Here is a 5,808-nt window from a genome sequence, read left to right as displayed (position 1 = left end):
TGCGGCGCGGCCCGGAGGCCCCTGTGAAGTCCGACGGGGGTGCGGAGTCGTGCATCATGGTCCGGGGTCTTGCGGTCATCACCGTTGGTGCCTTCCGCTCGGTCGGCTGCGGCCCGTCGACATGGCTCGGACGGGTTCGGCAGCCCCGACCGTTGCGGTGGGGACGGACCCGGTGGCATGCCGATCGTCGCCCGGGTGGCCGATCGGGTCGTCGTCCGGGTCCTCGAGCGGCTCGACCGCGACCGCGCACACCTTGAACTCGGGCATCCGGGACGTCGGGTCGAGCGCGTCGTTGGTCAGAGAGTTCGCCCGTCCGGCCCCGGCCCAATGGAAGGGCAGGAAGACGGTGTCGAACCGGAGGGTGTCGGTCAGCCTCGCCGGCACCTCGCAGGTGCCTCGTCGGCTCGTGACCCGCACCGGCGCCCCCTCAGCGATCCCGAGCCGTTCGGCGAGGTCGGGATGGATCTCGACGAAGGGTTCCGGCGCGGCGTCGACGAGGTGTCCGATCCGGCGGGTCTGCGCACCGCTCTGGTAGTGGGCCAGCACGCGTCCGGTGGTCAGGTAGTAGGGGTACTCGGGGTCGATGTCCTCCGCCACCGGACGGTGCTCGACCGGCACGAGCCGAGCCCGTCCGTCCGGGATGGCGAAGCGGTCCAGGAACATCCGGGGGTGCCCGGGTGCGTCTCGTCCGGGCAGGGCCAGAACACCCCGTCCAATGCGGTGATCCGCTCGTAGCTGATGCCCGCGTAGTCGGCGATCCCCCCGGCGCTGGCCCGGCGCAGCTCGTCGAAGACCACCCGTGGTTCGTCGGGGAAGCGCTCGGCGTGGCCGAGTCGGGCGGCGAGCGCCGCGATGATCTCCAGGTCGGTGCGTACCCCCGTCGGAGGAGGCCGCAGCCGTTCCCGCCGCAGTACCCGACCCTCCAGATTGGTCATCGTCCCCTCTTCCTCCGCCCACTGGGCGGTCGGCAGGACGACGTCGGCCATGGCCGCCGTCTCGCTGAGCACGAAGTCGGCGACGACGAGCAGGTCCAGGGCGGCCAGCCGCGAGGTGATCCGACGGGCCCGGGGGGCGGAGACGGCGATGTTGCTGCCGAGGATGAGGAGCGCCCTCGGCCCCTGCGGCGTGCCGAGCGCGTCCAGCATCTCGTAGGCGCTGCGGCCCGGACCGGGGATGGTCGTCGGGTCGACGCCCCAGATCCGACCGATGTGCTCCCGGGCCACCGAATCGGTGATCTTGCGGTAGTCGGGAAGCTGGTCGGCCTTCTGCCCGTGTTCCCGGCCGCCTTGCCCGTTGCCCTGGCCGGTGAGACAGCCGTAGCCCGACCCGGGGGTGCCGGGCAGCCCCAGTAGGAGGGCGAGGTTGATGAGCGCCGTGACGGTGTCGGTGCCCTTGCTGTGTTGTTCGGCACCGCGGGCGCTGAGCACCATCGCCCGTTCGGCCTGGGTGAGCAGGCCCACGGCGGCGTACTGGTCTGCCACCGGCACTCCGGTGATGCGCTCCACCCGTTCGGGCCAGTAGGAGGCGAGTACTGCTCGCAACTCGGTGAGGCCCGTCGTCCGAGCGGCGAGGAAGTCGTGGTTGGCGTACCCCTCCGTTAGGGCGATGTGGGCCAGCCCGTTGACCAGGGCCAGGTCAGTTCCCGGGGTGATCTGCAGATGCAGGGCCGCGGCGCGGGCGGTGGCCGTCAGGCGCGGGTCGACGACCACGAGCGCCCCGCCGTTCTCCCGCTGGCGGGTTAGGTACTGCATGAACGGGGGCATGGTCTCGGCCGCGTTGCCGCCGACCATGAGGACGGCCCCGGCGTGCGCGATGTCCTCCAATGGGAAGGGCAGGCCCCGGTCCAGCCCGAACGAGCGGATGCCCGCGGCGGCCGCCGACGACATGCAGAACCGGCCGTTGTAGTCGATCGCGGAGCTGCGCAGCGCCACCCGCGCGAACTTGCCCAGGGCGTAGGCCTTCTCGTTGGTCAACCCGCCGCCGCCGAAGACGCCGACCGCGTCCGGGCCGTGTTCACGCTGGAGGCGGATGATCCCCGCAGTGATGCGGTCGAGCGCCTGCTCCCAGCTCACCGGCTCGAGGGGGGCGTCGCGTCGTGGCCGCATCAGCGGGGTGGTGAGCCGGTCCGCGGCGGTCAGCAATTCGGCGGAGGTCCACCCCTTCTGGCACATCCGGCCCCGGTTGGTGGGGAACTCGCGGGCGAGCACGGTAACCGGCCCCGGAGACCTTCCGCCTGCTGGTTCCGGGCCGTCGTCCTTTCCGGCGCTCTCCGGGGTGGCGCTCTCCGGGGTGGCGCGCAGCACCATTCCGCACTGCAGGGCGCCGTATGGGCAGTGTGTCGCCACCTCGGCAAGGGGCGCGGCCGGCACCGGCATGGTCGTGGTCACGCACCGAGCGTGCGGCGAGGGGGTGTCTCGGTCGGGTCGGAGCCGTTTCGCGGCGGCAAAGTGGTTCTCATCCTGGCCGTCTCCCCGATGTGCGGCCCCCCGATGTGCGGCCGCGGCCCCGACGATGCCACCCCGCGGCACTCGGTCGTCTCCCGGAGTTGGGCCGCCTTCTGAGAGGTGATCGCCGGCCACGGCACACGACCCGTCGAGGAGAACTGTCGCGGGAATGGCGTAACAATAGGCAGCGTGTCTGTCGCCGCCGTGTCGCCTCTCGATGTCGAGGAAGTCGACGAGACCCTCGATGAGGATCGGCCGTGGGTCACCATTGTCTGGAACGACCCGATCAATCTGATGTCATACGTGACGTATGTCTTCCAGAAGCTCTTCGGCTACAGCAAGCCGAAGGCCACCGAACTGATGCTCGACGTCCATCACAAGGGGCGGGCTTCGGTGGCCGTCGGCACCAGGGAGGAGATGGAGGCCAACGCCGAGCGCCTGCACGCCTACGGCCTGTGGGCCACGATCGCCCAGGACTGACCCGACCAGTAACCCGACCGGCGGGGTGTCCCGGCCCGGCCGGTCGGCCTCGGCCGCCCGGAGCAGCCCATGCGGCATGCCCTGGGTAGGCTGGCCGCGTCCGTGGTCGGACGGTTCAGACGGTCATGTGGGGCGGTCGTCCCGGGCGCACCGTCGCCGGGAGCGTGGGAGTGGGGGAACGGAGGGACGTGGCTGACGGCTTCCGCCGCACGCGTGCCGGGATCGAGCTGCGCCTTCCCCGGCTCGAGGCGGCGTTGCTGATCGAGCTTGTCGGCCAGATCGAGTCCCTGCTCGAACCGCCGCCGGTCGAGGATCCGCTGGAGGCGCTGGTGGGGCTGCGTGACACCGCGCCGCCGCCGCCGGACGACCCGGCGATCGCTCGTCTGCTTCCCGACCCCTACCCGGACGATCCGATGGCCTCCGGGGACTTCCGCCGCCGCCGGACGGACGATCTGCTCGCCCGCAAGCGCGACGCCGCTCGGCGGGTGCTGTCCGCTGTGCCAGCGCCCGGGAGGGTGCTCCTGCTCGACGAGGAGGCCGCTCAGGACTGGCTGACGACGCTGAACGACCTCCGGTTGGTGCTGGGAACCCGGCTCGGCCTCACCGACGACGACTCCACCGCGGAACTTGAACACCTCGACCCGGACGATTCCCGCCGACCGCTCGTCGCGGTCTACGCGTTCCTGACCGAACTGCTCGACGATCTGACCCGAGCTCTGGGGTAGTCGCGGGCGAGATCGGCCCGGACCGCCCCTTCGGCGTCGTACGGTAGGCTCGTGCTGCGAATGGACCGTGCCTGCTATGAGGCGATCGTCGCTCATGCCCGCCGTGATCATCCCGACGAGGCCTGTGGTATCGTCGCCGGTCCCCTGGGGTCGGACCGGCCGGAGCGGTTCATCCCGATGGAGAACGCGGAGCGCTCGCCGACCTTCTACCGCTTCGATCCAATGGAGCAGCTCAAGGTGTGGCGGGAGATGGACGACCGGGACGAGGAGCCCGTCGTCATCTACCACTCGCACACCGCAACCGAGGCGTACCCGTCCAGAACCGACGTGTCCCTCGCGGCCGAGCCGGGCACGCACTACGTGCTGGCCTCCACCCGGGAGCCGGGCGTGACCGAGTTCCGATCTTACCGGATCGTCGACGGCGTGGTCACCGAGGAGCCGGTGGAAATCGTCTGAGACGGCCTGGCGTTGCAGATGACGCGGCGACGGACGATGACGCGGCGACGGACACGGTTCGGGAAGGGACACGGTCCGGGAAGATGGTGACTGCGGAGCCTTGGCACCTACGACTCGTCCGCTTGTCCGCCTGAGGTAGAACCTGCTGACGTGACACCCCCGCCCATCCGGGCGGTGCCACCGCCAAACCCGGCCGGTGGCACCCGCGAAAGGAGCACCATGGCAGTCCAGGTCCGTGTGCCGACGATCCTGCGTACCTACACGGGAGGTTCGAAGCTGGTCGAGGGCACGGGCGACACGGTCGCCGCGCTCTTCCTCGATCTCGATTCCCGGTATGCCGGGCTGCGGGGCCGGCTGGTGACCGGTGACAACGGTTCCGAGCTGCACCGCTTTGTCAACATCTACGTCAACGACGAGGACGTTCGTTTCCTCGGCGGTCTCGACGCCAAGCTCAGCGACGGCGACGAGGTCACCATTCTTCCTGCCGTCGCCGGCGGCTCCGTCGACGCCGGGGAGTTTCCGGGCAGTGCCGAAGTTCCGGGCAGCGAGGGGCCGGCCGTGGTGTCGCCTGGCATGTCGCCCGGGCAGCACTGACGCGAGCGACGGGTCCCGACTCATGCGTTTCTCCTCCCTGGCCGACTCCGTCGGCCGGACCCCGCTGGTCGGGCTTCCGCGACTGTCGCCGTCGCCGGATGCCCGGCTGTGGGCGAAGCTGGAACAGGACAACCCGACCGGTTCGATCAAGGATCGGGCGGCGCTGTGGATGATCGCCGACGGCGAGAAGCGCGGTCTGCTCACTCCGGGCGCGACCGTGCTCGAACCGACGTCCGGTAATACCGGGATCTCGCTGGCCATGGCCTGTCGTCAGCGGGGCTACCGGCTGATCTGCGTGATGCCGGAGAACACCTCGATCGAGCGCCGTCAGCTCCTGCAGATGTGGGGCGCCGAGATCAGGTTCTCGCCCGCAGCCGGCGGATCGAACGAGGCGGTCGCCGTCGCGAAGCGGCTGGCCGCCGAGAACCCCGACTGGGTGATGCTTTACCAGTACGGCAATCCGGCGAACGCCCAGGCGCACTATGAGACGACCGGGCCGGAGATTCTCGAGGACCTGCCCGAGATCACGCACTTCGTGGCGGGCCTCGGCACGACCGGAACCCTCATGGGAACCGGCCGTTACCTCAAGGAACGGGTGCCGGACATCTCGATCGTCGCGGCCGAACCGCGCTACGGCGAGCTGGTGTACGGGCTGCGCAACATCGACGAGGGGTTCGTTCCCGAACTGTACGACCCGTCGGTGCTCACCTCGCGATACTCGGTCGGTCCGCGGGAGGCGCTGCGTCGTACCCGCGAGCTGGTGCAAGAGGAGGGCATCTTTGCCGGGATCTCCACCGGGGCCATCCTGCACGCGGCGCTCGCGCAGGCCGAGCGGGTGGTAAAGGAGGGCAAGTCGGCCGATATAGTCCTGATCGTCTGTGACGGTGGCTGGAAGTATCTGTCCACTGGCGCCTACGCCGGCACCCTCGAAGAAGCCGAGGCCGCCCTGGAAGGGCAGCTGTGGGCCTAGCCCCGCATGGCGGCTTCGCCGCAATGCGGGGGCCCCTGGCGTAGGGCGCCGTTCGGGGTTTCCGTCAGCTCGCCTTCGGCGAGCTTCCTGGGGGAGCCGTCGGGGGTGGTTGGCGGCTTCGCCGCAATGCGGGGGTTGG

Annotated in this window: 7 protein-coding genes; 5 read left to right on the top strand and 2 right to left on the bottom strand. The window is 70.2% G+C overall.

All coding sequences use genetic code 11. From position 1 onward, the window contains the following. Positions 1-78: 78 nt before the first annotated feature. Positions 79-597 (bottom strand): molybdopterin dinucleotide binding domain-containing protein, encoded by a 519-nt coding sequence (locus AC08OJ_RS18110; protein ID WP_476594417.1) that lies wholly within the window; start codon positions 595-597, stop codon positions 79-81. Further along, a complete protein-coding gene (locus tag AC08OJ_RS18105) occupies positions 558-2,387 on the bottom strand; it encodes a molybdopterin oxidoreductase family protein (RefSeq protein WP_476596354.1) in 1,830 nt (609 codons plus the stop codon). The genes AC08OJ_RS18110 and AC08OJ_RS18105 overlap by 40 nt, the downstream gene beginning before the upstream one ends. A gap of 246 nt (positions 2,388-2,633) precedes the next feature. Here AC08OJ_RS18105 and clpS point away from each other — a divergent pair, with 246 nt between their 5' ends. From clpS to AC08OJ_RS18080, 5 genes are all read left to right on the top strand, one after another. Then, positions 2,634-2,924, top strand: a complete 291-nt coding sequence (gene clpS, locus AC08OJ_RS18100) for an ATP-dependent Clp protease adapter ClpS (protein ID WP_476594419.1) — start codon at positions 2,634-2,636, stop codon at positions 2,922-2,924. A gap of 188 nt (positions 2,925-3,112) precedes the next feature. Continuing rightward, the gene (locus tag AC08OJ_RS18095; RefSeq protein ID WP_476594420.1) at positions 3,113-3,649 is read left to right on the top strand and encodes a DUF2017 domain-containing protein; all 537 of its coding nucleotides are present in this window, start codon (positions 3,113-3,115) and stop codon (positions 3,647-3,649) included. 60 nt (positions 3,650-3,709) lie between these two features. Beyond that, positions 3,710-4,105: a M67 family metallopeptidase gene (locus tag AC08OJ_RS18090; protein ID WP_476594422.1), complete on the top strand. Its 396-nt coding sequence runs from the start codon at positions 3,710-3,712 to the stop codon at positions 4,103-4,105. A gap of 219 nt (positions 4,106-4,324) precedes the next feature. Further along, entirely contained in the window at positions 4,325-4,699 is a 375-nt protein-coding gene (locus tag AC08OJ_RS18085) for a MoaD/ThiS family protein (RefSeq protein ID WP_476594421.1), read from the top strand. A 22-nt stretch (positions 4,700-4,721) separates the two neighbouring features. Next, the gene (locus AC08OJ_RS18080) at positions 4,722-5,669 is read left to right on the top strand and encodes a PLP-dependent cysteine synthase family protein (RefSeq protein ID WP_462187858.1); all 948 of its coding nucleotides are present in this window, start codon (positions 4,722-4,724) and stop codon (positions 5,667-5,669) included. Positions 5,670-5,808 lie beyond the last annotated feature (139 nt).

This window comes from Frankia sp. CgKIO3, from assembly GCF_977946435.1.
This window is presented reverse-complemented; position numbering and strand designations above follow the sequence as displayed.